At 63.4% G+C, this 20906-nt stretch carries 19 protein-coding genes; 4 read left to right on the plus strand and 15 right to left on the minus strand.

Translation table 11 applies throughout. From position 1 onward, the window contains the following. Window positions 1-48: 48 nt before the first annotated feature. The 9 genes from EOA13_RS24400 to EOA13_RS24440 all read right to left on the minus strand — a co-directional run bounded on the left by EOA13_RS24400 (window position 49) and on the right by EOA13_RS24440 (window position 10133). Complete coding sequence (locus EOA13_RS24400; protein ID WP_127296222.1) at window positions 49-1167, minus strand: branched-chain amino acid ABC transporter substrate-binding protein; 1119 nt, start codon at window positions 1165-1167, stop codon at window positions 49-51. Between the two features lie 137 nt (window positions 1168-1304). Further along, window positions 1305-1652, minus strand: coding sequence for a DUF6867 family protein (locus EOA13_RS24405; protein WP_127296223.1), 348 nt, complete (start codon window positions 1650-1652; stop codon window positions 1305-1307). A 111-nt stretch (window positions 1653-1763) separates the two neighbouring features. Beyond that, window positions 1764-2492, minus strand: coding sequence for an ABC transporter ATP-binding protein (locus EOA13_RS24410; RefSeq protein ID WP_127296224.1), 729 nt, complete (start codon window positions 2490-2492; stop codon window positions 1764-1766). Continuing rightward, window positions 2492-4060, minus strand: a complete 1569-nt coding sequence (locus tag EOA13_RS24415) for an ATP-binding cassette domain-containing protein (protein WP_127296225.1) — start codon at window positions 4058-4060, stop codon at window positions 2492-2494. The genes EOA13_RS24410 and EOA13_RS24415 overlap by 1 nt, the downstream gene beginning before the upstream one ends. Beyond that, window positions 4060-5655 carry a high-affinity branched-chain amino acid ABC transporter permease LivM gene (gene livM, locus EOA13_RS24420; RefSeq protein ID WP_127296226.1) on the minus strand — a complete coding sequence of 532 codons (1596 nt, stop codon included), beginning with the start codon at window positions 5653-5655 and terminating at the stop codon, window positions 4060-4062. The genes EOA13_RS24415 and livM overlap by 1 nt, the downstream gene beginning before the upstream one ends. Window positions 5656-5659: 4 nt before the next feature. Then, a complete protein-coding gene (locus EOA13_RS24425; RefSeq protein ID WP_013529092.1) occupies window positions 5660-6562 on the minus strand; it encodes a branched-chain amino acid ABC transporter permease in 903 nt (300 codons plus the stop codon). Window positions 6563-6896: 334 nt separating this feature from the next. Continuing rightward, the gene (locus tag EOA13_RS24430) at window positions 6897-7898 is read right to left on the minus strand and encodes a 4-hydroxyproline epimerase (RefSeq protein ID WP_127296227.1); all 1002 of its coding nucleotides are present in this window, start codon (window positions 7896-7898) and stop codon (window positions 6897-6899) included. A 31-nt stretch (window positions 7899-7929) separates the two neighbouring features. Next, complete coding sequence (locus tag EOA13_RS24435; protein ID WP_164780295.1) at window positions 7930-9180, minus strand: FAD-binding oxidoreductase; 1251 nt, start codon at window positions 9178-9180, stop codon at window positions 7930-7932. A gap of 59 nt (window positions 9181-9239) precedes the next feature. After that, window positions 9240-10133 carry a dihydrodipicolinate synthase family protein gene (locus EOA13_RS24440; RefSeq protein WP_127296228.1) on the minus strand — a complete coding sequence of 298 codons (894 nt, stop codon included), beginning with the start codon at window positions 10131-10133 and terminating at the stop codon, window positions 9240-9242. A 111-nt stretch (window positions 10134-10244) separates the two neighbouring features. Between EOA13_RS24440 and EOA13_RS24445 the strand changes: the two genes are divergently transcribed. Continuing rightward, window positions 10245-10895: a GntR family transcriptional regulator gene (locus tag EOA13_RS24445; RefSeq protein WP_164780300.1), complete on the plus strand. Its 651-nt coding sequence runs from the start codon at window positions 10245-10247 to the stop codon at window positions 10893-10895. 54 nt (window positions 10896-10949) lie between these two features. Here the strand turns inward: EOA13_RS24445 and EOA13_RS24450 are convergent, their stop codons facing one another. Both EOA13_RS24450 and EOA13_RS24455 read right to left on the minus strand, forming a co-directional pair. Next, the gene (locus EOA13_RS24450) at window positions 10950-11249 is read right to left on the minus strand and encodes a hypothetical protein (RefSeq protein WP_127296230.1); all 300 of its coding nucleotides are present in this window, start codon (window positions 11247-11249) and stop codon (window positions 10950-10952) included. Between the two features lie 318 nt (window positions 11250-11567). After that, the gene (locus EOA13_RS24455) at window positions 11568-13064 is read right to left on the minus strand and encodes a CoA-acylating methylmalonate-semialdehyde dehydrogenase (protein ID WP_023811796.1); all 1497 of its coding nucleotides are present in this window, start codon (window positions 13062-13064) and stop codon (window positions 11568-11570) included. A gap of 375 nt (window positions 13065-13439) precedes the next feature. Between EOA13_RS24455 and EOA13_RS24465 the strand changes: the two genes are divergently transcribed. The 3 genes from EOA13_RS24465 to EOA13_RS24475 all read left to right on the plus strand — a co-directional run bounded on the left by EOA13_RS24465 (window position 13440) and on the right by EOA13_RS24475 (window position 17136). Further along, a complete protein-coding gene (locus EOA13_RS24465) occupies window positions 13440-14321 on the plus strand; it encodes a LysR family transcriptional regulator (RefSeq protein ID WP_127296231.1) in 882 nt (293 codons plus the stop codon). A gap of 218 nt (window positions 14322-14539) precedes the next feature. Then, window positions 14540-14983, plus strand: a complete 444-nt coding sequence (locus tag EOA13_RS24470) for a hypothetical protein (protein ID WP_127296232.1) — start codon at window positions 14540-14542, stop codon at window positions 14981-14983. Beyond that, window positions 14980-17136 (plus strand): phosphatidylserine/phosphatidylglycerophosphate/cardiolipin synthase family protein, encoded by a 2157-nt coding sequence (locus tag EOA13_RS24475; RefSeq protein ID WP_127296233.1) that lies wholly within the window; start codon window positions 14980-14982, stop codon window positions 17134-17136. Before EOA13_RS24470 ends, EOA13_RS24475 begins: the two co-directional genes overlap by 4 nt. Before the next feature lie 4 nt (window positions 17137-17140). On the opposite strand, the gene EOA13_RS24480 is transcribed toward EOA13_RS24475, so the two are convergent. The 4 genes from EOA13_RS24480 to alr all read right to left on the minus strand — a co-directional run bounded on the left by EOA13_RS24480 (window position 17141) and on the right by alr (window position 20902). Continuing rightward, a complete protein-coding gene (locus EOA13_RS24480) occupies window positions 17141-18397 on the minus strand; it encodes a D-amino acid dehydrogenase (RefSeq protein WP_024502886.1) in 1257 nt (418 codons plus the stop codon). A gap of 118 nt (window positions 18398-18515) precedes the next feature. Further along, a complete protein-coding gene (locus EOA13_RS24485) occupies window positions 18516-19058 on the minus strand; it encodes a nucleoside-diphosphate kinase (RefSeq protein WP_245490470.1) in 543 nt (180 codons plus the stop codon). 14 nt (window positions 19059-19072) lie between these two features. Further along, window positions 19073-19489 carry a nucleoside diphosphate kinase regulator gene (gene rnk, locus EOA13_RS24490; RefSeq protein ID WP_127296235.1) on the minus strand — a complete coding sequence of 139 codons (417 nt, stop codon included), beginning with the start codon at window positions 19487-19489 and terminating at the stop codon, window positions 19073-19075. Between the two features lie 273 nt (window positions 19490-19762). Continuing rightward, window positions 19763-20902: an alanine racemase gene (alr, locus tag EOA13_RS24495; RefSeq protein ID WP_127296236.1), complete on the minus strand. Its 1140-nt coding sequence runs from the start codon at window positions 20900-20902 to the stop codon at window positions 19763-19765. Window positions 20903-20906 lie beyond the last annotated feature (4 nt).

The following is a 20906-nucleotide window of genomic DNA, read 5'->3' on the forward strand; positions in this document are numbered from 1 at the left end:
CGGCGCGAGGCGCCGGGCATCCGTAAACGGTCTGGAGACTGACGAGTCTTACATCTTCTGGATGTAGGTGTACTTGCCGTCGTCGCCCTTCTTCCATTCGTACATCACGTAGCCGGGCAGCGTGGGGTCGCCCTTGGCGTCATAGGACAGATCGCCGAGCACGGTCTTGAACGGGCCGTTTTCATGCAGCGCCTTGGCAACTGCCTGCGGATCGTTCGACTTGGCAGCGGTCGCTGCCTCGGCGATAGCCTGCACGGCGGCGTAGGAGTAGAGCGTGTAGGCTTCCGGTTCGAAACCCTGCGCGCGGAACTTCTCGACGAGTTCCTTGTTGGCGGGGATCAGGCGCGGATCCGGGCCGAACGTGTTGAGCGTGCCCGCAACCGCGTCACCCGCGATCGAAGCCAGTTCGTTCGACACGATGCCGTCGCCGGAGACCAGCGTCGCCTTGAGGCCCTGGTCGGCCGCCTGGCGGATGATCAGGCCGGCTTCGGTGTGCAGGCCGCCCCAATAGATGATCGAAACGCCGGCTTCCTTCATCTTGGCGATCAGCGCCGAGAAGTCCTTGTCGCCGACATTGATGCCTTCATACATGACTTCCGTCAGGCCCTTGGCATTCATTGCCTTCTTGGTTTCGTCGGCAAGGCCCTGGCCGTAGGTGGTCTTGTCGTGCACGACGGCGATCTTGGCGTCCTTGAAGTTCGCGGCGAGATAAGCGCCGGCAATGCTGCCCTGCTGGTCATCGCGTCCGCAGGTGCGGAACACGTTCCACAGACCGCGCTCGGTAAACTGCGGGTTGGTAGCGGCCGGCGTCACTTCGACGATGCCGTTTTCCGCATAGACTTCCGATGCCGGGATCGAGACGCCCGAGTTGAAGTGGCCGACCACGAACTTGACACCGTCGCCGACGAACTTGTTGGCGACCGAGATGCCCTGCTTCGGATCGGAAACGTCGTCGCCGACTTCGAGCTTGATCTGCTCGCCATTGATGCCGCCCTTGGCATTGATGTCGGCGACAGCAGCTTCCGCACCCTTCTGAAGCTGCGCGCCGAAGGCGGCGTTCGGACCGGTGATCGGACCGGCGACGCCGAACATGACGTCAGCCCACGCGTTGCCGCCGAACGCGACCAGCGCGGTCAGGGCGACGGCGGACAAAAGTGACTTTTTCATTTAAACGCTCCCATTTACGGAGTGGGCGTGGATGAAGCTTTCATGCGATGCCCACCCTTATCGCAGAAAGCATAGTTTGCCGATTTTCAGGCACTTGTCACGCCGATTCAATTTCGAGACGGCGTTAATGATGAACGTCAACCTTTCGGTTTCCAGCTCAAGAGTGAAGCTCTTTCGTAGAGCCAATTATACTGTGTCACCATCTGGTTGGTGCGCGTGTATTGATAGCCGACGAAGCCGAGGATCATCAGCACGATGGTGTCGACGATGTAGTAGTGCAGCGAGAACATGGTGCCGCCGAACAGCGCGTGATGGATGAAGCGGATGGCGATGCCGAGGCCCAGCATATAGGCGAACAGTTGGATGAAGCTGCGCCATGTCTGGGCACTGGCCTTGCCGGTCATCCAGGCCGCCCAGCCGCCGAGCAGACAGGTGACGAAGAAAAACTGCCAGATCGAGGGTTCCTCGTAAAGAATGCCCTGCATGGTGAAGTCTCCTTAGCATGACCCCGAAAAGTTGCGGACTTTCCGGACAAGATCATGCGACAAACAAACAATCTGGAGCGGAATGGCGAATGCACGCATTCCGCTCCTAACTCAGTGGTGTCCGCCTTCGAGATAGGCGGCGCGCACTTCCGGATTGGCGAGCAGCTCCTTGCCGGTGCCGCTCATCGTCACATTGCCGTTGACCATGACGTAGCCGCGCGTGGCGAGCTTGAGCGCGCCGAAGGCGTTCTGCTCGACCAGGAACACGGTCAGCCCCTGAGTGCGGTTCAGTTCGCGGATGGCGTCGAAGATCTGCTTGACGATCAGCGGCGCGAGACCCAGCGACGGCTCGTCGAGCAAAAGCAGCTTCGGCCGCGCCATCAGCGCGCGTCCGATCGACAGCATCTGCTGCTCACCGCCCGACAGCGTGCCGCCGCGCTGGGTGATGCGCTCTTTCAAACGCGGGAACAGCGTGAACACCTTCTCGACGTCCTCGTCATAATGCTTGAGGTTGTCGAGGCTGGCACCCATCTGCAGGTTTTCCATCACCGTCATGCGCGGAAAGATCCGCCGGCCCTCGGGCGACTGGGCAATGCGCATGCGCGCGATCTCGTGCGTCGGCATCTGGGTGATGTCGGTGCCGGCAAAGGTGATGGTGCCGGCGCGAGCCCGCGGCGCGCCGAAAATGGTCATCATCAGCGTCGACTTGCCGGCGCCATTGGCACCGATCAGCGCCACGATCTCACCTTCCTTCACAGTGACATCGACGCCGTTCAAGGCTCGGATGTTGCCGTAGTAAGTCTGCACGCCCTTGATATCGAGCAGCGTTGTCGCGGCCATCACTTGCCCCCTCCACGCTTGCCCGCCACAGGCTTGGCAGCGGTCTTGCTCGCGGTCTTTCCGGAGGCTGCCTTTGCAGTCTTTGCGGAAGCATGGCTTGTCGCCACCTTGCCCGCATCGACGCGGCGCGAGAATTCCGTGTCCTTGCCTTGGCCGAGCAACCTGGCCTGTTTGACCCATTCCTCGCGCGCGATACGTCCGTCAAAGGCGAGATAGGCTTCGGCGGCCTCGACGTCGGCCTTTTTCCAGGCGCCGATCTGGTCGAAGTGGAAGATGCCGTGATCGTTGAGCTTTTTCTCGTTGACCGTACCGATGCCCTTGATGCGGGTCAAATTGTCGGCCTTGCCGCCGCGAGGCGCCGCCAGCCGGTTGGAGATCTCTCCAGCCTTCGCCGTGGCCTTGACTGCCGGCTTGGCCGACGCGGTCGACTTCGCCGCCGTGCCGGTTGCCGCCTTTGACGCCGCTTTCGGAGCAGGCTTTGCCTTCGCCGCCGGCACGGCTGCCAGCGAGGCTGCCTTGTTTGCCGCGGCGAGCGACCTGGCGTCGACCTGACCGGCCTTTGACGCTCCCTTGGCCACCGTAACCCGCTCGCCCGAACTATGGCCGACAGTGTCGGTCACCGGCCCGGCGAGATAGGACGACGATGTTCCCGGACCATGCGCGGCATCCGGCCCTGTATCGAGCTGTTCGATGACATCTTCGTCGCCGACTTCGGTGAGGACCGCCTCGACTTCCTCGTCGTCGACGCCGAGATAGGCGGCGATGACGCGCGGATCTGTGCGTACCGACTGCGGACTGCCGTCGGAAATCTTGCGGCCGTACTCCAGCACCACGACATGGTCGGAGATTTGCATGACCACCGACATGTCGTGCTCGATCAACAGGATCGAGGTGCCGGATGTGTCCTTGATGTCGATCAGCAGCTCGTTGAGCGCCGCCGATTCCTTTGGATTGAGGCCGGCCGCCGGCTCATCGAGGCACAGAAGCTCGGGTCCCGTGCACATGGCGCGAGCGATCTCGAGGCGGCGCTGCGCGCCATAGGGCAGGTCGCCGGCCGGGTCGTCGGCACGGTCGACAAGATCGGCCTTTTCCAGCCAATGCTTGGCGAGTTCCACCGATTCGGCCGAGGCCTTGCGATAGCCGCTGAAGCCGAAAAGGCCAAGCACCGTGTAGCCCGATGCCTTCATCAGTTTGTTGTGCTGGGCGACCAGCAGGTTCTCCAGCAGGGTCATGCCGGAGAACAGGCGGATGTTCTGGAAGGTCCGCGCCACCTTGGCACGCGCCGGGATCTCATGGTTGGGCAGCCGCTCGAGCAGGAAGGTCGAACCATCGTTCCGGTTGAGCGTGATCATGCCTTCCGAGGGCTTGTAAAAGCCGGTGATGCAGTTGAACACCGTGGTCTTGCCGGCGCCATTGGGGCCGATCAGCGCGGTGATCTCGCCGCGCTTGGCGGCAAAAGACAGATCGCCGATGGCCACCAGGCCACCGAACTTCATCGACAGATGATCGACCTGAAGGATAGCGTCGTTCATGCCCGAAGTGGCTTTCTGAACAGGATTCGCATTCATCAGCCGTGTCCTTCCTTGGTGAAGGAGCTTGAGACAGCCTTTCGCTCCTTGAGGAAGGCGGTTGGTTCACGACTGCCGACGAAGCCGCGCGGCTTCCACAGCATGACGATGACCATGGCCATGCCGAACAGAAGCATGCGGTAGAGTTCCGGTGTGAAGTCCGGTCCGAAGACCTGCTTGAGGAAGTCGAGTTCGCGCAACGCCTCGGTGCCGCCGATCATCACCATTGCGGCGACCGCGATGCCGACCAGAGAGCCCATGCCGCCGAGAACGACGATGGCCAGGATGATGGCCGATTCCAGGAAGACGAAGGATTCCGGACTGACGAAGCCTTGCCGCGCTGCGAAGAACGCGCCGGCGAAGCCGCCGAACATCGCACCCGTGGCAAAGGCTGTAAGCTTCGTAGTGGTGGTGTTGATGCCGAGCGAGCGGCAGGCGATCTCGTCCTCCCGCAACGCTTCCCAGGCACGGCCGACCGGCATGCGCCGCAGCCGGATGGTGACGAAGGCTGTCAGCAGCGCCAGCGCCAGGATCAGGTAATAGAGGAAGATCTTGTAGTAGGCGCTCGAGGTGGCGAGGTGCAGCACCTTGGCGATGTAATTGGGGTCCGACACGTTGAAGGTCATCAGGCCGAAGAAGGTGACCTTCGGGATGCCGGAAATACCGGCCGAACCGTTGGTGACCTCGCGCCAGTTGATCAGCACCAGGCGGATGATCTCACCGAAAGCCAAGGTGACGATCGCCAGATAGTCGCCGCGCAGGCGCAGCACCGGAAAACCGAGCAGCACGCCCCAGAAGGCGGCCATGGCGCCGGCGGCCGGCAAAAGGATCCAGAACGACAGGCCGTACTGCGTGCCGAGCAGCGCATAGGCATAGGCGCCGACCGCGTAGAAAGCGACATAACCGAGGTCGAGCAGGCCGGCGAGGCCGACGACGATGTTCAGGCCCCAGGCCAGCATCACATAGATCAGGATCTGGATGCCGAAATTGTCGACCCATTTCAGCGAACCTTGCAGCCCGCCGACGAACGACCAGGACATCAGCGACAGGATAGCCACCACCAGGATCGGATAGAGGATCAGCGCGGCAATGCCGAGTTTGGTGAAGTTGGCATGGATGAAGCCCCGGAAATAATAGATCACGCAGGCCAGCACATAGATGACCGCCAGGGCGCGCAGGAATTGCAGATAGCCCGCCGGCTCCGCTCCCACCCATCCGACGAGAGAGCTGTTGACCGCAAACAACAACACCGCCGCGACCAAGGCCACGATGAAGGCCGGCAGCTGGAAGAAGCGGGACGCCACGCTGGCCGGCAGCAGGCCGGTGGCGACGTCGGTGATCTTCTGGTTGGCCAGGAAGGGCTGTCCATAGGCGACATAGAGGAAGCGCCCGACAGCCGTGGCGATCACCACGGCGGCAAGCAGGCCCCAGCGTGTCGTCAGGACCAGTTCATTGGAAATGTTCTGGCCGGTCTTCAGGCCGATGAACAGCACGAACAGGCCGAACGATATGGCAGCGGCATAAAGTGCCTCGCGCAACGCGCGCTGCATGGGGGTGGCGACGGTGTCGCGCTCCGGAGATACGGTGACGGCCATGGTCTCAGACCTTTTCGACTTCTGGCCGGCCCAATATGCCGGAAGGCAGGAAGATCAGCACGATGGCCAGGATCGAGAACGCCGCGACGTCCTTGTAGTCGATCGAGAAATAGGCCGACCACATGCTCTCGATGAAGCCGATCATCAGCCCGCCGACCACCGCCCCAGGCAGCGAACCAATGCCGCCCAGCACCGCCGCCGTGAAGGCCTTCACGCCCGGCGTGAAGCCATCCGAGAAGGCAATGACGCCGTAATACATCAGGAACAAAGTGCCGGCGACCGCAGCAAGGGCCGCACCCATGATGAAGGTGATCGAGATGGTACGGTCGACATCGATGCCGAGCAGCGCCGCCATCTTGCGGTCCTGCTCACAGGCCCGTTGCGCTCGCCCGAGCGAGGTCTTGTTGACCAGATACCAGAACAGCGCCAGCAGCAGCGCCGTGACGACGACAATGATGATCTGCTTCAGCGACACGCTGATGCCGTTGATGTTGTAAACCTGGCTGACCATCGGCGGGATCGGCTTGTTGCGTGGACCCTGCGTCACCTGGACGAAGTTCGACAGCGCGATCGACATGCCGATGGCAGTGATCAGCGGGGCCAGTCGGAACGAACCGCGCAACGGCCGGTAGGCGACCTTTTCGATCGTCCAGTTATAGAGGCTGGTGAGCAGCATCGCCACGATCATCATGATCAGCAGCGCCAGCACAACCGGCACCGAATAGAACAGCGCGCCAAGGGCGAGGAAGACGATCAGTGCCGTGAAGGCACCCACCATGAAGATGTCGCCATGGGCGAAATTGATCATGCCGATGATGCCGTAGACCATCGTGTAGCCGATCGCGATCAGCCCATAGATCGATCCCAGCGTCAGCCCGTTGATAAGCTGCTGGACAAAATACTGCATGTGTACATGGCTCCCCTGGAATGTCGCCCATGCAGACGCATTCCTTTTCGTATTTCCCCTAGTCGTAAAGTTTCGAGCCCGGATTGCAACGTCATTTTTCAATCGTCATGCGTGTTTTCGAAGCACGCTGTCCGATTGCCCGTTTGCCATCATCCAGCCCCTGGACTATCGCGGACCCTATCATTGGCATAACGCAATGTCTTTGACGATTCGACCGCATCATGCGCTCGGTTTCGAAGAAATCACCGTCAAAATTAGGTGATGAAAGGAATCCTTGCGTTTTTTGCACAATCCATTTTTCAAGCCGTTGCTTTCCGCAAGGTCAGGATCCCCATCACTTGACAACGAATCCGTGAGCGAACGGGTCGCGGTCGTCGATGAAGATGGTGTTCAGTCCGGTCATCCGCGCCCAGCCGCCGATCGAGGGAATGATGGCCGGCTTGCCGGCCACGGTGACATCCTTTTCAACCTTGCCCTTGAACAGCGAACCGATGATCGATTCATGGACGAAGCTGTCGCCGGCCTTGAGTTTGCCCTTGGCATGAAGCTGCGCCATGCGCGCCGAGGTGCCGGTGCCGCAGGGCGAGCGGTCGATCGCCTTGTCGCCGTAGAACACGGCATTGCGGGCATCCGCGCCATCCACCGTCGGCGCACCGGTCCACAGCATGTGCGACAGCCGGTTGATGCCAGGGTTCTCGGGATGGACGAAGGAATATTTCTCGTTGAGCCGCTGGCGCACCACCGGGCTCCAGGCGATGAAGTCGCCCGCCGAATAATCGGCCATGTCGCGATAGTTCTCCTGCGGCTCGACGATGGCGTAGAAGTTGCCGCCATAGGCGACATCGACGGTGATTTCGCCGAGCCCAGGGCATTCGACCGTCAGTCCCTCGGCATGGAGGAAGGACGGCACATTGGTGATGCGCACCTCCTCGACATAGTCGCCGACCTGTTTGTATTCGGCGATGACAAGGCCGGCCGGCGTGTCGAGCCGAAGCACGCCCGGCGTCTTCGGCTTGATCAGACCGTGCTCGATGGCCATCGTGACCGTGCCGATGGTGCCATGACCGCACATCGGCAGGCAGCCGGAGGTTTCGATGAACAGGATGGCGATGTCGCAATCCTCGCGCGTCGGCGGATAGAGGATCGAGCCGGACATCACGTCGTGGCCGCGCGGCTCGAACATCAGCCCGGTGCGGATCCAGTCATACTCGGCCAGAAAATGCGCACGCCGCTCCATCATCGTCGCGCCCTGCAGCAGCGGGCCGCCGCCGGCGACCAGCCGCACCGGATTGCCGCAGGTATGGCCGTCTATGCAGAAGAAGGATTTCTTGGCCATGACGCTCCTCGAAAATCAAAAACCCGAAAAATCAAAATCGTTGCGGACTGAAGGGGGCCAGATCGATCAGTGGAGTCTGCCCCAGGACAAGATCCCTGATCAACCGTCCGGTGGCCGCCGCCTGGGTCAGGCCGAGATGGCCATGGCCGAAGGCATAGACCACCGACCGCTTTCCCGGCGCGCCGCCGATGACGGGCACTGAATCCGGCAGCGAGGGGCGGAACCCCATCCATTCGCGCCCACCCGAGGGATCGAGCCCCGGCAAGAATTTCTGTGCCTTCCGCAGCAGCGCTTTCGACCTGGCATAATTGGGCGGCCGCTCGATGCCGCCGAGTTCAACGGCGCCACCGACACGCAGGCCCGTTTCGAGCGGCGTGACGACGAAACCATGGCCGGAGAAGATCAGCATCCGCTTCACGTCGAAGGCACTCGTCGGCAACGTGGTGTTGTAGCCGCGCTCGGTCTCCAGCGGAATGCGATCGCTGAGCTGCCGCGCCAGCAGATGCGACCATGCGCCGGCGGCGACGACAAGTTGTCGCGCCTGCCTTGTGGTGCCGTCTGCCAACGTCAGCGTCGCACCATCCTGATCCGCCGCGACTTCGCTGATCCGGGCCAGCTCAAAGCGGGCGCCCTTGGCCTGCGCATAGGCCCACACCGCCTTGCCCAGCAGTTTCGGGTCGGCGACCGTCTTCCATCCCGGCACGAACGTGCCTTTGATGAAGCGCGGCGACAGCCCCGGCTGCAAGGCGGCCAGTTCCTCGCCCTCGACATGGCGGAAACCGATGCCGAAACGCTCACGCGCCGCCCAGCCGGGCAGCCCGGCCTGAAATTCGGCTTCGCTTTCATAGAGCTCCAGTGAACCGTCCTCGCGCAGCATCGACCGCGTGCCGGAGCGATCGAGCAAGCCCATCCACTCCGCCTCGGCGAGCTTCATCATGCCCGCCTGAGCGGCAAGGCTCGCCTCGTATTTCCCGGGCGCCCCGGCGCGCCAGAAGCGGATTAGCCAGGGCAGAAGCCTCGGCAGATAGGCGGGCGGAATGCTGAGCGGGCCAAGCGGATCGGCCAGCCATTTCGGCAGCTGCCGGATCATGCCCTTGTGGGCCAGCGGCAGCACGTCGGAGAAGGCGAAGGCGGCGGCATTGCCGGAGCTCGTCTCCTCGCAGATGCCTGTGCGGTCGAAGACGGTGACCCTGCGTCCGGCCTCGGCGAGAGACGCAGCGGCACAGATGCCGATGATGCCGCCACCGATGATGGCGATGTCGATTGGAACATCGCTATTCATCTTTGTACGTCACCCCTGCATGCATGTCCCAGTCTCCGCCCCGCTCGCTTCATACCAGCTCAGAACTGCGGCAGTGTCGGCCGCACGGCGAGCGCATCCTTGACGATCTTCTCGACAGCCTTGCGGCGCTCTCCAGACAGCGGCTGGCGCGGCATGCGAACGCGGTCATTTGTGTTGATCGCGAACACTTCGGCAAGCTTGATGTTTTGGACCAGATAGGTCGAGACGTCGAGATCGAGCAGCGGCCGGAACCAGCGGTAGATGGCGAGCGCCTCCTCGCGGCGGCCCTGCTTCATCAGCTGGAATATGGCGACGGTCTCGCGCGGGAAGGCTGTGACCAGTCCCGCGACCCAGCCGATGGCGCCGACCGACAGCGCCTCGAAGGCCAGATTGTCGACGCCGGTGAACAGGTCGTAGCGGCTGCCCAGGCGATTGATGATCTCGGTCGAGCGACGGATGTCGTCGGAGGATTCCTTGATCGCGACAAAGCGTTTGTCCGACGCCAGCTCCTCCATCTGGTCGACGCTGACGTCGACCCGGTAGGCAAGCCGGTTGGAGTAGATCATGACCGGCAGGTCGCCCGCCTCGGCGACCGCGCGCAGGGCCGCGACCGTCTCTTCCGCATTGGTGTGGTAGATCGGGCTCGGCACGACCATAAGGCCATTGGCGCCTTCTTTGGCGGCGCGCTTGGCGATACTGGCCGCCTCGCGTGTGCCGGCCTCGTTGACGGTCAGCAGCACCGGCTTCTTGCCGGCGACCTTCTGTGCGGTCTTCAGCACCTCGATCTTCTCGTCGGGCGACAGCATCGGCCCCTCGCCGAGCGATCCGCAGACGATGATGCCGTCGCAGCCGGCCTCCATCTGCAGGCTGAAGCAGCGCTCCATCTCGGCATGATCGAGACGATCATCCGCGGTGAATTTGGTCGTGACGGCGGGAAAAACTCCGGTCCACATGATCATCTCTCCATCTGATATATCAGCGGTATATCTATTAACAAACCCGCTGTCAATGCGGATTCCGTTGTGATATATTCAAGATATATCAGGAGAGCTCATTTGATATCCATGGCAGCAAACACCTCGGCGGAGCCGGCCGCGACCAGGGCCTACCATGTGCTCGAGCACATGATCGTCACGCTCGAACTGGCCCCGGCAAGCTTCGTCACCGAGGGCGCCCTGATCGATAGACTCGGGCTTGGCAGGACACCGGTGCGCGAGGCTATCCAGCGACTGGCCTGGGAAGGGCTGCTCGACGTCAGGCCGCGCGCCGGCATCGCCGTCGCCCCGCTCCATCCCGGCGACTGGTTGCGCGTCCTCGATGCACGTCGCGGCGTCGAGGTGGTGCTCGCCCGCTCGGCCGCCCGCTTCGTCACCCGCGAAGCCGCCGACCTGTTTCACGAAGCAGCGCTTGCCATGCAGAAGGCGGTGATCTCGGGCAATGTGCTTGCCTTCATCCAGGCCGACAAGGCACTCGACGAAGCGCTGGCGCTGGCTGCCGACAATCCCTTCGCCGCCCGTCTGGCCGCCCCCTTGCAGACCCACAGCCGACGCTTCTGGTTCCGCTACAAGGCCGAGACCGGTCTAGCCGAATCCGCCGAGCACCATGTCGCGCTGATCCGCTCGATCCTTGCCGGCGACGAGGAGGCCGCGGCCAAGGACGCCAAACGCCTGATGGCGCTGCTCCGCGGCCACGCCGAGACGGCCGCTACGCGCTGAACGTCCTTTCATATCCGCTGCGCTTTCGTCGCCGGCGCTTCCTCGAAGCTCGGGTCAAGTCCCGGGCAAGGCAGCCGCCGCCATCAACGAACCGTCCCAGCCTTCGCCTGCCGTGATGACGCAGCTCTGACCACGCGTGTCGGTGGCAAGAATTGTCCAGGTGCCCTGGTCGGAGACGAATATCTCAAGAATCAGGCTTGGGTTGACCAGGCCGCGCGCCGCTTCGCTTTCGTGGAATTTTTCCCCGAGCGCTTTGATCATATCCGTACGGGCCGCGCATTGCTCTGCCATCGCCGGGGCGGCCGGAAACGCGGAAACCGCCGCGAAAAATAGCGTTGCCACAAGACGGGTCATCTGACACCTCCTTGCGCCAGACGATATCCCCGAAGCTGTCGCCAGCGCCGTTGCTTGATCTGCCGTACCTCCTTGCGGCAGGACTGCAAACCAAGACGGCAGATGCCTACTTGGTTCCATCACATTAGCGTTCAAGCGGATAGGGTCGCCACCGGATTGCAAAAAAAACGCCCGGGCGCGAGCGCCCAGGCCTTGAATCCAAACCAATTTGTTGTCCGGTCAGTTCATCGTCGGGATGACGAATTCGGCACCATCCTTGATGCCCGCCCGCGCGACCGCAGCCGAAGGCGAGGACGCGCAACCAAGAAGTCGTCCGGCTCAGTTCATCGTCGGGATGACGAATTCGGCACCGTCCTTGATGCCGGACGGCCAGCGCGAGGTCACCGTCTTGGTCTTGGTGTAGAAGCGGAACGCGTCCGGGCCGTGCTGGTTGAGATCGCCGAAGGAAGATGCCTTCCAGCCGCCGAAGGTGTAGTAGGCGATCGGCACCGGGATCGGCACGTTGATGCCGACCATGCCGACCTGGACACGGCTTGCAAAGTCGCGCGCGGCATCGCCGTCACGGGTGAAGATGGCGACGCCATTGCCCATCTCGTGATCGTTGGCGAGTTTGATCGCGCTCTCATAGGTCGGCGCGCGCACAACAGAGAGCACCGGCCCAAAGATCTCTTCCTTGTAGATGCGCATATCGGCGGTCACGTTGTCGAACAGGCAGCCACCCATATAGTAGCCGTCTTCATAACCCTGCATGGAGAAGCCGCGGCCGTCGACGACCAGCTTGGCGCCTTCCTTGACGCCGGTATCCACGTAGCCCTTAACGCGTTCCAATGCCTGCGCCGTCACCAGCGGGCCGAAATCGGCGGAAGAGTCGGTCGAAGGACCGACCTTCAGGCTCTCGACACGCGGGATCAGTTTTTCCATCAGCCGGTTGGCGGTATCGTTGCCGACAGGCACGGCCACCGAGATCGCCATGCAGCGCTCGCCGGCCGAGCCGTAGCCGGCGCCGATCAGCGCATCGACAGTCTGGTCCATGTCGGCATCGGGCATGATGATCATGTGGTTCTTGGCACCGCCGAAGCACTGCACGCGTTTGCCGGCGGCCGTGCCGCGCGAATAGATGTAATGGGCGATCGGCGTCGAGCCGACAAAGCCGATGGCCTTGATGTCAGGATCGTCGAGGATGGCGTCGACCACGTCCTTGTCGCCATTGACGACATTGAGGATGCCTGCCGGCAGGCCGGCTTCGAGGAACAGTTCGGCAATGCGCATCGGCACGCCGGGATCGCGCTCCGAAGGCTTCAGGATGAAGGCGTTGCCGCAGGCGATGGCCGGCGCGATCTTCCACAGCGGGATCATCGCCGGGAAATTGAACGGCGTGATGCCGGCGACGACGCCGAGCGGCTGGCGCATCGAATAGACGTCGATGCCGGGGCCGGCGCCGTCGGTGAATTCGCCCTTCATCATATGCGGCGCGCCGATGCAGACTTCGACCACTTCGAGGCCGCGCTGGATGTCGCCCTTGGCGTCGGCGATCGTCTTGCCATGCTCACGCGCCAGGATGTCGGCCAGTTCGTCATAGTCGCGGGCGACCAGTTCGAGAAACTTCATCAGCACGCGCACGCGGCGCTGCGGGTTGGTCGCGGCCCATTTCGGCTGCGCTGCCTTGGCATTCTCGACCGCCGCGCGCAGTTCCGCCTGCGAGGCCAGCGCCACCGTGCCGCGCACGGAGCCGTCCATCGGCTGCATGACATCCTGCTTGCGGCCGCTGGTCCCGGCGACATGCTTGCCGCCGATGAAATGACCATAGTCGATCATGATTTCTCTCCCTTGTTTGTGATGCTGCATTGTCCGCCTTTGGCCGGCGGATGGCAACGCGACGGAGAACGCAACCGTTGTGCGGAAAATAGATAACGAGAGGCACCTGTGCATCAATTGCCGCAAATGATAGGGTGCGCCCGTCTTTACAGGATTTCTCAAGGTTGAGCTTCGTCACACCCCCCTCTGTCCTGCCGGACATCTCCCCCGCAAGGGGGGAGATCGGATGTAGCGGTCGCTTTCGCAAATCTTCAGCTCCGCAAAAGAGGCTCTGTCAGCGGAGCTGCCAATCTCCCCCCTTGCGGGGGAGATGTCCGGCAGGACAGAGGGGGGTGGGCGGAAACGCGACGCTCGTCATTAGATCGGACCATCCCCATGAACTGGGATGACGTCCGCATCTTCCTCGCCGTAGCCCGCGCCGGCCAGATCCTTGGCGCCGCCAAGCGGCTGGAGCTCAACCACGCCACCGTCTCGCGCCGCATCGCCGCACTCGAGGATGCGCTGCGGACAAAGCTGTTTCGTCGGCTGACCACCGGCAGCGAGCTGACCCCGGCCGGCGAGCGCTTTCTCGACATTGCCGAGCGCATGGAAGGCGACATGATCGCCGCGCGCTCTACCGTATCCGGCGAAGGCGATGATGTCTCCGGCACAGTGCGCATCGGCGCGCCCGACGGTTTTGGTGTCGCCTTCCTGGCCAAGCGCCTCGGCGAACTGACCGCCCTGCACCGCGAACTGACGATCCAGCTTGTGCCGGTGCCGCGCTCCTTTTCGCTGTCGCGTCGCGAGGCCGACATCGCCATCACCGTCGAGCGGCCGACCGAAGGTCGGCTGGTGGCAGGAAAGCTGGTCGACTACTCGCTCGGCCTGTTTGCCTCGCGCACCTATGTCGAAGCGCATGGCTTGCCCAAAACCGCCGCCGAGCTCGGCCAGCACACGCTCATCGGCTACGTGCCCGACCTCATCGTCAGCCCCTCGCTCGACTACGCGGCCGAATTCAGCGGCGATTGGCGCACCAGCTTCGCCATCTCCTCGGCGCTCGGCCAGGCCGAAGCGGTGCGCTCGGGCGCCGGCATCGGCATCCTGCACACCTTCGTCGCCCGCTCGATGCCGGAATTGGTATCCGTCGATGTGGTCGCGCCGATCCGCCGTGCCTACTGGCTGGTCTATCACGAATCGGTCAGGCCGCTGCGCCGCGTCCAGATCGTCGCCAGCTTTATAACCAAGGTGGTGGAGCGGGAGCGAAACCTGTTTGTCTGATGCATGTCGCCCAAAAGCGATCTCGGTTTTGAGAGAACGACATGCATAAAACAAAGACGCTAAAGCGCATCGCATGAATCCGATCAAACGCGATGCGCTTTAGCCGTGCCGCCTTTTCCTTGCCACAAAACCGGCCAGTGTGGCATCAGGCGTGCGGTCGCCGGCTGTGGGCGGACGCCGCGCGCAGGGACACTTTCAGAAAGCTGGCGCGGATAGACATGCGAGCCGTTCTTGCCATCCTGCCGCTGCTTTTCGTTTCCGCTTGCGCCAATCCGTGGACGAAGGTCCCGGAAGCCGAACTGCCCAAGCCGATCCGCTACGCCATGGCGCGGCCTTCGCCTTTCGTCTTCGGCAATTATTGCGGCCCTGGCACCCGCACCGGCGATCTATCGGCCCGGCCGGCCGACCGCCTCGATGCGGCCTGCCAGGCGCATGACGCCTGCTACATCGCCCGCCACAACCATTGCGACTGCGACGGCGCCCTGGTCGCCTCGGCGAAAGCGATCCGCGACGACAAGACAACGCCACGCAAGATGCGCGGCGAGGCCGAACTGTTGATCGCCACCTTCGCCATTCCCGTCTGCAAGGTCTTCCCGCAGGGCTTCATGCCGCCGCGCGATCCCGCGCAATTGAGCGCCCTGAAGACCGGAGCGGCCGGGTGAAGGGTCACGCATCCATCGCCATCGCTCTGTTCGGGCTGGCTGTCCTTGCCGGCTGTGCCGTCGCTGGCCGCAATGCCTGCGATCTCCTGCAAGGTCAGAGCGCTTGCGCGCGACCCGCGCGCTCCGCCGAGACAGCTGGGCCGCGGATCGCCGCCGCACAGTTTTTCGGTGACGCCGGCACCAGCGACTACGAAAAACGCTTTCTGGCGCTGCTCGCCCGCCATCAGCTTGGCGCCATGGACCGCGCCAACGGCACCGGCCCTTTCGGCCATGACCGCCATGAGATCCACAACGGCGATTTCCAGGAGACCTACCGGAGACTGCAACAACTGGCCGGGCCGGTCGCAGAAATGCATCTGCCGCCAGCCGGCGCCGGCAGCGGCGAGGGTCATTTCGAAGGACGCTGGCGGGTGTCGCGGCAAACGCTCTACATCGATGCGGCGGCGCGGCCCTCAGTGCCCAGGGTCTTCGATTTCTCCGGCCTGCAGGCACGCAGCGTCGAGATCGTGCTGCGCCAGGCCGGCAAGCAACCGGCCGAGATCGAGGGCGCCTGCGACGGCACGCTGGCAATCCGTGCCGGCGTCGGTTCACGCACCATCGCCACGGGCACGGCATTCCGCTTTCGCCTGGCCGGCGAGGACGACACGGTCAGCCTGTTTCCAAGCGAGAGCCTGAACCGCTGCACGGCAAGGATCCGCTCCAGCCTTGCCCCGGCCGGCGCGCCGCTCACCATCCAGCGCGAAGAGACCGCCGATCCGGCTCTCGCCGCCTTCGACAGCCGCTACGAGCGTTGCCCGATGCCAGACCCAACCGGTCTCGATCCTCTCAGCCGGGCCTTCTATGCCAGCCGCTGGCTCTCGCAGACCTGTGCCTTGCCGATCGGAAAGCCGCGTCTGCTGCGCAAGTCGCGCGACGGCTTCAACGCCAAGGTCGAAGCGCTGATGGGAGCGCCGCTATCCGACAGCGCCATCGACAAGGGCGACCCGGAGCTGCCGCTCGACTTTTCCCAGGCCCCAAAACTGAAGCTGATCTATCTGTCGTCGCTGGAGTTCAAGGCCGACTTCTCCGGCCGCATCATCGAACGGCTGATCCGTCATCATGCGGCCCTCGGCACCAAGGTGCGCATCATGGTCACCGACGTGCTGGAGCGCGACAAGGACGACGCCATGCTGCACCGGCTGGCCGCCGAATTCCCCAATGTCGAATTGCAGGAATATCGCTGGCGGGCGGACCGGGGCGCGCCGATCGACGAGCAGATCTCACAACTGCACAAGGTCCATCACGTCAAGATGCTGGCGACGCTTGCCGACGATCCCGGGCGCTCGCGCGCCATCATCGGCGGCCGCAACATCCATGACGGCTTCCTGTTCCACCAGCCGATCGATCTGTCGCGCTATCCAGACCTTGAGCAATACGGCAAGACCGACGGGTTCTCGCTGAACTACTATTCGAACTGGAGCGACTTCGACATCGAATTCGCCGATCCGGCCACGGTCGAAACGCTCGCCGCGCATCTTTCGACGGTGTGGCTGCGCGACGCCGACACCAATCTGGCGCGTCCCTTCTCCATTCCGGTCCGGTCCGCCGGCGCCCGCCCGTCAGGCACGGCGCGGCACTTCATTTCGGTGCCTTACGAGGATGGCCATGCGCTGGAGGACTATTTCGTCGAGCTGGTCGACGCCGCCCAGCACCATATCCAGATCGTCAATCCCTACCTCAACCTGACGCCCAAGCTTGCCCAGGCTGTTGACCGGGCGCTCGCCCGCGGCGTCAGGATCGACATTGTCGGCCGTATCGATCTCAAGGGCGATATCGGCGGCAAGTTTCTCACCGCGCTCAATAAGCTGTTCGTCGAGAAATATGGCGACCGCATCAACATCCGCGAGTTCAAGGCGCCTGACGTGGTGCTGCATTCCAAGATCATGATGATCGACGAAAGGTTGGTCGCCATCTCGTCGGTCAATCTCAACAACCGCAGCTTCTTCCACGACAGTGAGAACGGCATGATGGTGCTCGATCCGGCCTTCTACGCCAGGATGAAGCCGATCTATGACGACTATGTCGCCCACTCCAATCCGGTCGCCACCAATGTAACGATCCCGTGGGCTTACCGGCTGCTTTTCGACGAGGACTGGGTCCGGCAGGCGTTCTGACCCTCTATCGTAGATAGCGCTCCTGCGCGAGGTCACGAACGTCGATGTCGGGCACCCGGCTGGAGATGATGTCGGCCAGAACCTTGCCCGAGCCGCAGGCCATGGTCCAGCCAAGCGTGCCGTGGCCGGTGTTGAGATAGAGATTGGAGAGCTCGGTGCGGCCGATCAGCGGCGGACCATCCGGCGTCATCGGCCGCAGCCCGCACCAGAACGTCGCGTCCCGCATCGCGCCGGCGCCCGGAAAGAGATCGCCGACCGAGTGTTCCAGCGTGCGCCGCCGCGATTCGTGCAGCCGAAGGTCGAAGCCGGAAATCTCGGCCGTACCGCCAACCCGGATGCGGTCGCCGAGCCGGGTGATCGCCACCTTGTAGGTCTCGTCCATCACCGTCGACACCGGTGCCGCGGCGGCATCCTTGATCGGCACGGTGATCGAATAGCCCTTGACCGGATAGACAGGGATCGGCCGCTTCACCCTGCGCATGAACCCTGCCGAATAACTGCCCAGCGCCATCACATAGGCGTCGGCGGTCTTCCAGCCTTTGCTGGTGCTGAGATTGGCGATGCGGTTGCGGCTGCGGATGACGCGCCAGATCGTCACGTCGTATTCGAACTTGACGCCGCGGGCCACACAGAGTTCGGCCAGCCTGTCGGTGAACATCTTGCAGTCGCCGGTCTCGTCGTGCGGCAGCCTGAGGCCGCCGACGAACTTTTCGCGCACCCCGGCAAGGCCAGGCTCAGCCGCGATGCAACCGTCCTGGTCGAGGATCTCGTAAGGCACGCCATACTTCTTCAGCACCTCGACATCGCCGCCGGTGCCGTCGAGCTGCTTTTGCGTACGGAACAATTGCAGCGTGCCCTGGGTACGCTCGTCATAGGCAATGCCGGTCGCTTCGCGCAGCGCCTTCAGCGTGTCGCGGCTGTATTCGGCGAGCGGAACCATGCGCGCCTTGTTGATCGCATAGCGCTCGGCCGTGCAGTTGCGCAGCATCTTGATCAGCCATGTCCACATATGCGGATCGAAGGCCGGCCGCACCACCAGCGGGCCATGCTTCATCAGCAGCCATTTGATCGCCTTCAGCGGAATGCCGGGTCCGGCCCAGGGCGAGGCGTAGCCGGGCGAAATCTCGCCGGCATTGGCGAAGCTGGTTTCCAGCGCCGGGCCTTTCTGGCGGTCGAGAACCGTCACCTCGTGGCCGGCCTCGGCAAGAAAGTACGCCGTGGTCACTCCGATGACGCCGCCGCCCAGCACCATGATCTTCATCGTTCACTCCTTGCCGCCGCACGTCCTTGAGGACGCCTGGACGCGGCCGCATTCCGATTTGCGCACGATCCCCGGCGAAAATCGATGCCGACTTTCGGGATCGTGCAGTGTTGCCTGTTCACGCCGCCGTGGGACCGGGGTCGTCATCCCCTGTCTGCCGCATTCCGGCCCGCTCGCCAAGGGGCCGCCAATCGGCTGCGGCGCTGTAGACGAGGGTGAGCCCATGCGGCCGTCGCGCCTCGGCTTGGGATCTCTCCCTGACGGCACGCCGCGCGGCCTCCGGCTGGTAGAGCACGGTCGCGATCAGGACCGACTCCCGCCTGCCGTCGGCCTGTTCGATCCATGCAGTCTGACCCTCGGCCATGCCGAGCATGCAAAGCCCTCGCCTTGTCATGATCGACAGGCTGGAGCCGACCGGACCGCGCACCTCGTTCTGCACCAGGGTCCGGGTCTGGGCAGGGCCGGCATCGACACGAAACACCAGCCTGCTGTTCAGCGTCACGATATCGGATCCGACCGAATCGATCGCGACGACCTCGGCTTTGGAAAGCTTGTCTTCAAGCATTGGAACAATCGGATCCGCGAAAGCCCGCCGACGCTCCAACATGATCTCGAGGACGGCGAAGTCCTTTGTCGTCAGCCGGAAATTCGCGCCTGTCATCGCCGTCTCCATGATCAGGACCCTTCCCGCCCGCAGGCCGGCGCATCGACCGCTTCAATGGTCGCCGACAGTTCCCGGCCGCCACGGCTGCTCCAGCACACTGTCTGCCCGATCGACGCGCCGATAAGCGCCGTCCCCATCGGCGTCAGCACCGAGATCCTGTTTTCACTGATGTCTGCTTCGCCGGGATAGACCAGCGTGATGCGCTGAGTGTGGCCGCCATCGTTGCGGATTGTCACTGTCGAACCCATCCGCACCACGTTGGCCGGCATGAAAGCCGCTGCCGTCACGACGGCACGGTCCATCTCTGAAAGCAGTTCTTCGGCCGTCTCGGGCACGCGGTCGAGCGACGCCCGCGCCAGGCCCGTGAGCCTGTGGTGGTCGGCATCGCTGACCCGGCTCGGTGGACGCAATCCTGTTGCATGTTGCATGGCAAACCTCATGAGTTGGCGCATCGAACAGACGCGCGCCTGCCCCCGCACAAACGGTGGCTTGATGAAAAGCCGGCAGCCGCGAAGCTGTCTGGCTCGAGTTGATGATGTCAGGTAGAAATGCCCCGGTTCGGACGAACGCCAAAAGGCGACCGCGCCGGGGCTACGATCCCGCGATCGGGCAGACCCTGAACAAGGTTCTGATATAAGCTGGGTTGCTCATGCAAGGAGCCTTGCCGACAGGCGTCCGCTTGTCAAGCGTGGCCAAACCGCTCAACCGCCGACATAGCGCCGATGGAAGCGCGAGCCGAGGCTGGTCAGAATCTCGTAGCCGATGGTGCCGGCATGGCCGGCAGCGTCGTCGACACTTTGCGAGGGACCGAGCAGTTCGACGAGATCACCCTCGCGCAGCCTGCCGGCCGGCAGGGCGGAAATGTCGAGAATGATCGAATCCATCGACACCCGCCCGAGGAAAGGCAGCCGCACCCCCTCGAACCAAGCGGCGGACGCGGCGCGGCGTTGCCAGCCATCCGCGTAGCCGAACGAAATCGTCGCCAGCCTGAGCGGGCCTTGCGCATGATAGGTGTGGCCATAGCCGACGCCGGCGCCCTTTTCGACGCTGCGCGTCTGTGCCACCTTTGCCTGAAGCCGCACCACCGGCAGCATCGGATTGGGCTTGGCCGGCGTCGGATTGATGCCGTAGAGGGCGGCACCCGGGCGGGCGAGATCGTAGTGAAAGCGCTCCCCAAGAAAGATGCCGGAGGAATTGGTCAGCGATGCCGGCGCCTCCGGCAGCATCTTGCGCAGCCGCTCGAATGCCAGCCGCTGCCGCTCATTGGCCGGGTTCTCCGGCTCGTCGGCGCAGGCCAGATGACTCATCACGAACCGGATGTCGATGCCGTCGAAGGCCTGCGGATCGGCGGCAACGCGCTCCACATCCCGGGGCGCCATGCCGAGCCGCGACATGCCGCTGTCGACCTGGATCGCGGCCGGCAGTTTTCGGCCGGCGCGGCGAGCCGCCAGACGCCAGGCCGCCAATTGTTCCGGGCTGTTGATGACGGCGCAAACGTCCGCTGCCACGGCGTCCGTCTCAGCACCGGACGGAATGCCGTTCAACACGAAAATGGCAGGGCCCGGACCAAGCGAGCGGCGCAGGGCCACGCCTTCGCCCAGAAGCGCAACGAAGAAGACATCGCAGCCTTCGCGCATCAGCGCCGCCCCGACCTGGCCGGCGCCAACGCCGTAGCCGTCCGCCTTGAGCACACCAGCGCAGGCAACATCGCCCAACCGCGCTTTCAGCCGCCGGTAGTTTTCACGGATTGCACCGAGATCGATGGTGAGGATGGCCCCAGCCGCCACTTCGCTTGTGGCGGTGACCTCTTCTGGCGGCGGCTTTTGGGGGGCGTCGTTCATGGCG

This window comes from Mesorhizobium sp. M7A.F.Ca.US.011.01.1.1 (assembly GCF_003998295.1).
In the GTDB taxonomy this organism is placed as follows: Bacteria; Pseudomonadota; Alphaproteobacteria; order Rhizobiales; family Rhizobiaceae; genus Mesorhizobium.

Bases quoted from the DNA above. Each gene is read 5' to 3' on its own strand.
- EOA13_RS24415 (WP_127296225.1), bottom strand. From the start codon at position 4,060: ATGAATGCGAATCCTGTTCAGAAAGCCACTTCGGGCATGAACGACGCT.
- livM (WP_127296226.1), bottom strand. From the start codon at position 5,655: ATGGCCGTCACCGTATCTCCGGAGCGCGACACCGTCGCCACCCCCATG.
- EOA13_RS24465 (WP_127296231.1), top strand. From the start codon at position 13,440: ATGAACTGGGATGACGTCCGCATCTTCCTCGCCGTAGCCCGCGCCGGC.
- EOA13_RS24470 (WP_127296232.1), top strand. From the start codon at position 14,540: ATGCGAGCCGTTCTTGCCATCCTGCCGCTGCTTTTCGTTTCCGCTTGC.
- EOA13_RS24480 (WP_024502886.1), bottom strand. From the start codon at position 18,397: ATGAAGATCATGGTGCTGGGCGGCGGCGTCATCGGAGTGACCACGGCG.
- alr (WP_127296236.1), bottom strand. From the start codon at position 20,902: ATGAACGACGCCCCCCAAAAGCCGCCGCCAGAAGAGGTCACCGCCACA.
- EOA13_RS24435 (WP_164780295.1), bottom strand. From the start codon at position 9,180: ATGAATAGCGATGTTCCAATCGACATCGCCATCATCGGTGGCGGCATC.
- EOA13_RS24445 (WP_164780300.1), top strand. From the start codon at position 10,245: ATGGCAGCAAACACCTCGGCGGAGCCGGCCGCGACCAGGGCCTACCAT.
- EOA13_RS24425 (WP_013529092.1), bottom strand. From the start codon at position 6,562: ATGCAGTATTTTGTCCAGCAGCTTATCAACGGGCTGACGCTGGGATCG.
- EOA13_RS24410 (WP_127296224.1), bottom strand. From the start codon at position 2,492: ATGGCCGCGACAACGCTGCTCGATATCAAGGGCGTGCAGACTTACTAC.
- EOA13_RS24430 (WP_127296227.1), bottom strand. From the start codon at position 7,898: ATGGCCAAGAAATCCTTCTTCTGCATAGACGGCCATACCTGCGGCAAT.
- EOA13_RS24450 (WP_127296230.1), bottom strand. From the start codon at position 11,249: ATGACCCGTCTTGTGGCAACGCTATTTTTCGCGGCGGTTTCCGCGTTT.
- EOA13_RS24455 (WP_023811796.1), bottom strand. From the start codon at position 13,064: ATGATCGACTATGGTCATTTCATCGGCGGCAAGCATGTCGCCGGGACC.
- EOA13_RS24400 (WP_127296222.1), bottom strand. From the start codon at position 1,167: ATGAAAAAGTCACTTTTGTCCGCCGTCGCCCTGACCGCGCTGGTCGCG.
- rnk (WP_127296235.1), bottom strand. From the start codon at position 19,489: ATGCAACATGCAACAGGATTGCGTCCACCGAGCCGGGTCAGCGATGCC.
- EOA13_RS24440 (WP_127296228.1), bottom strand. From the start codon at position 10,133: ATGTGGACCGGAGTTTTTCCCGCCGTCACGACCAAATTCACCGCGGAT.
- EOA13_RS24405 (WP_127296223.1), bottom strand. From the start codon at position 1,652: ATGCAGGGCATTCTTTACGAGGAACCCTCGATCTGGCAGTTTTTCTTC.
- EOA13_RS24485 (WP_245490470.1), bottom strand. From the start codon at position 19,058: ATGACAGGCGCGAATTTCCGGCTGACGACAAAGGACTTCGCCGTCCTC.